The sequence below is a fragment of the Nonomuraea antri genome (assembly GCF_013283785.1).
GTDB classification, from domain to species: domain Bacteria; phylum Actinomycetota; class Actinomycetes; order Streptosporangiales; family Streptosporangiaceae; genus Nonomuraea; species Nonomuraea antri.
In genome coordinates, this window is the sequence record NZ_JABCPZ010000452.1 from 1 (window position 1) to 3,112 (window position 3,112).

A 3,112-nucleotide genomic window follows, 5' to 3' on the forward strand; every position below is an offset into this window, starting at 1 on the left:
GTTCTGGGGCGGGTCGTCGGGGGTGCCTTCGCGGATGGACAGGAGGCGGCGGAGGGATTCGAGTCGGGCCGGGTCAGCCTGACCATCAGCGACCCAGGCGTCCAGCGCACAGCCGTCCCCCAGATGGGTACACCCCTTCGGACAGTTGACCGTGCCCTCGATGAGGTCGGGGAACCCGGCCAGGACCGTTTCGACCGAGACATGCGCCAGCCCGAAACTCCGGACGCCGGGCGTGTCGATGATCCAGCCGCCCTCGGGCAGTTCCAGGGCGACGGCCGAGGTCGAGGTGTGGCGGCCGCGCCCGGTCACCGCGTTGACCTGCGACACGGCCCGGTTGGCGTCCGGCACCAGGGCGTTGACCAGCGTGGACTTGCCCACCCCCGAATGCCCGACCAGCACGCTGATGCGTCCGGTCAGGTGCTCGCGCAGCTCGTCGAGCGAGCCGCCCTTGTGCACGACCACGTGCGGGACGCCCAGCGGCTCGTACAGCGCGACCAAGTCGTCCGGCGGCGCCAGGTCGGACTTGGTCAGGCAGAGCAGCGCGTCGATCTCGGCGTCGAAGGCCGCGACCAGGATCCGGTCGATCATGCGCGGCCGCGGCGGCGGGTCGGCGAGTGCCGTGACGATGACGAGCTGGTCGGCGTTGGCCACGACCGGACGCTCGATGCCGTCCGTATCCTCCGTGTCGTCCGCCGAACGACGCAGCATCGACGTGCGCGGCTCCACCCGGACGACCCGCGCCAACGTGTCGGGACGGCCGGACACGTCCCCGACCAGGGCGACCCGATCGCCGACCACGATGCCCTTACGGCCGAGCTCGCGTGCCTTCATCGCGACGACCAGCCGTCGCTGTTGCTGCTGCTTGCGCTTCTGGCCCGACCCCTTGGGGCGTTCGGGCTCGACCAGCGTGGTGTAGCGGCCGCGGTCGACGGCGACCACGAAGCCTTCAACGGCGTCCTCGTGCGCAGGACGAATACGGGTCCGAGGCCGGGAACCCTTGCCCGGTCTGACCCTTACGTCGTCCTCGTCGTACTCCCGCTTCCTCAGCGGTCCACTCCCATGTGCTCGTTTCCTCTCACGGCGTCGGCGTCCTGCTCGCGTCAGCGTCGCGGCAGGGGTGCGACATTGCGGTCTGGACGGTCGTTCGGCGGCTGTCTCGTCATCCGGCCCCGACGGAGACCGTCCTGGGGCGGACGGCTCCCGGGCCCGGGGCGGGCGTCGGCGGGCGGCTCTCGGGTCGGTGCAGCCCGCTGCTGGACGGTACCCGAGCGAACAGCCGACCGGACAATCCGCATGCCCGATCAGGCGGCTCCCACGCCTCATGAGGCGGTGCGGATGCCCGTCCGAGCGGTTCGGGCGGCCTGGTCGGGTGACGCCCGGCGTAACCGACCAGGTGACGCCCGACATGACCGGACCGATGACGCCCGGCGTAACCGGTGAAGCGACGCCCGACATAACCGGACCGGTGACGGGCGGCGTCGCCGGTGACCGGCCAGGTGCGGACGGCGTTCTCCCCGGAGGTGCCCTCTTCCGACTTGCCCGAGCAGTCGCGCGACCAAACCCGGGAGGAGCCGGACCTGCAGCTCAACGCCTTCCATCGACCGGTCGTGGTGGCGGGACGGTGGGGCTGGGTGGTCATCAGGGTTCCAGCAGCGCGGCCCACATGCGGGCGAACTCCGGAAGGGTCTTGGCGGTGGTGGCGATGTTCTCCACCTCCACCCCAGGGACGGCGAGGCCGATCACCGCACCGGCCGTGGCCATGCGGTGGTCGTCGTAGCTGTGGAAGGTGCCGCCGTGCAGCGGGCGGGGACGGATGATGAGGCCGTCGTCCGTCTCCTCGGCGTCGCCGCCCAAGCGGTTGATCTCGGTGGCGAGCGCGGCGAGGCGGTCGGTCTCGTGGCCGCGCAGGTGGCTCACGCCCCGGATGCGGCTCGGCGTGCCGGCCAGTGCCGCCAGCGCCGCGATGGTCGGGGTGAGCTCACCCACCTCGCGCAGGTCGGTGTCGATGCCGGTGATCTCGCCGGTGCCGGTGACCACGAGGTCGGCCGCGTCGCCGGAGCCGGAGCCGCCGTCGGAGCCGGAGTCGGCGAAGCGGACGGTGGCGCCCATGGCGGTGAGCAGGTCGCGCAGGGAGTCACCCGGCTGGGTGGTCTCACGCGGCCAGGACGGCACCGTGACCGTGCCGCCGGTGACCAGGGCCGCGGCCAGGAACGGGGCGGCGTTGGACAGGTCGGGCTCGACCGTCATGTCGCGGGCGGCGATGGGCCCCGGCGCCACGCGCCACATGTCGGGCTCGCTGTCGTCGACCGTGACGCCGACCGCCCTGAGCATCTGCACGGTCATCTGGATGTGCGGCTGGGACGGCACCGGCGGGCCCACGTGGCGGATCGTGACGCCCTTCTCGAAACGGGCGGCCGTGAGCAGCAGGCCCGAGACGAACTGTGACGAACCGGACGCGTCGAGCGTCACCTCGCCGCCCGTCAGCGGGCCGGTGATGGTGAACGGCAGCGCGTCGTTGTCGACCTGGGCGCCGAGCGCGCGCAGCGAGCTGAGGATCGGGCCCATGGGACGCTTGCGGGCGTAGGGGTCGCCGTCGAAGAACACCGGGCCGTCGGCCAGCGCGGCCATCGGAGGGACGAATCGCATGACCGTGCCGGCGAGCCCGGCGTCGATGCGCGAGCCGCCGCGGACAGGGGCCGGCGTCACCTGCCAGTCGACGCTGTCGACGGTCTCGTCGGTCGCCTCCAGGGTCGCGCCCAGCGACCGCAGGGCCGAGACCATCAGGTCGGCGTCGCGGCTGCGCAACGCCCGGCGTACGACACCGGGGGCGTCGGCGAGCGCGGCGAGCAGGAGCGCACGGTTCGTCACCGACTTGGAGCCGGGCAGGTGGACCGTGGCGGTGACGGGGGCGGTCGCCGTCGGCGCGGGCCAGTGCGGAGTGGGCATGGTCAAAGACTACTGCCAGGCCGCCGGCCCGGCTCTCCACCTGTGGATAACGGTCCCGGACCCGGGGCCGCCCTGTGGATGACGGTCGCGGACCCGGTCGTCCTGTGGATGACGGCTTGCGCCGAGGTGCAGGAGGGCGGGCCGGGGCTCGCGCCGAGGGTGCTGG

Annotated in this window: 2 protein-coding genes; both read right to left on the minus strand. The window is 72.6% G+C overall.

Annotated features, from left to right (window positions below):
* Window positions 1–1,047, minus strand: a 1,047-nt coding sequence (gene rsgA, locus HII36_RS54235) for a ribosome small subunit-dependent GTPase A (RefSeq protein ID WP_173531216.1), incomplete at its 3' end; no start/stop codon positions are given.
* A gap of 591 nt (window positions 1,048–1,638) precedes the next feature.
* Window positions 1,639–2,946, minus strand: coding sequence for a 3-phosphoshikimate 1-carboxyvinyltransferase (aroA, locus tag HII36_RS54240; protein ID WP_173531215.1), 1,308 nt, complete (start codon window positions 2,944–2,946; stop codon window positions 1,639–1,641).
* Window positions 2,947–3,112 lie beyond the last annotated feature (166 nt).